The sequence below is a fragment of the Actinomyces sp. S6-Spd3 genome, from assembly GCF_000758755.1.
Taxonomy (GTDB): Bacteria; Actinomycetota; Actinomycetes; order Actinomycetales; family Actinomycetaceae; genus Pauljensenia.
The window spans coordinates 1-508 of sequence record NZ_JRMV01000177.1 but is presented as its reverse complement, the minus strand read 5'-3'; the positions used below and the strand labels follow the sequence as shown (position 1 = coordinate 508).

Below are 508 nucleotides of genomic sequence, written 5' to 3'. Positions count from 1 at the left end.
TTTCTGACACGTATCGCGAGGCGGTGCTCCTGGCCGACGTTGAAGGGTTTTCTTACAAAGAGATCGCCCAAATCATGGGTACCCCCGTTGGCACTGTGATGTCGCGAATCTATCGCGGTCGGGCGCAGCTTCGAACGGCGCTTGCAGATTATGCGAAACGAATGGGAATTGGAGTGAAGGAGGATCATGCTTAACAACAATGATTGCGATCCTTGCGAGGAACTGAGCTCCTTCCTCTACGCGTTTGCTGATGACGCGTTGGAGGACGAGTTGGCGTATCGCCTTTCACAGCACTTGGAGACGTGCAGGCACTGCGCAGATCGGGTGGATGCGGAAATGCACGTGCGTGAACTGATGCGTAAGTGCTACGAAAAGCAGGCGCCATCATCGCTTCGCGCGCGCGTGGTTGCGAGCGTGCGAGTAACGCATATTACGCGGCAATGGGACTAGTTTCGGGTTGATTTGGTCACGTTTGCGTGTTTTTCGGCGATTTCGCTTAGGCCGGGCT

2 protein-coding genes are annotated in these 508 nt (G+C 55.1%); both read left to right on the top strand.

All coding sequences use genetic code 11. From position 1 onward, the window contains the following. On the top strand, positions 1 to 194 hold a 194-nt coding region (locus HMPREF1627_RS10105), incomplete at its 5' end, for a sigma factor-like helix-turn-helix DNA-binding protein (RefSeq protein WP_267958463.1). After that, positions 187 to 450, top strand: a complete 264-nt coding sequence (gene rsrA / locus HMPREF1627_RS01050; RefSeq protein ID WP_034500396.1) for a mycothiol system anti-sigma-R factor — start codon at positions 187 to 189, stop codon at positions 448 to 450. The genes HMPREF1627_RS10105 and rsrA, both read left to right, overlap by 8 nt. Positions 451 to 508 lie beyond the last annotated feature (58 nt).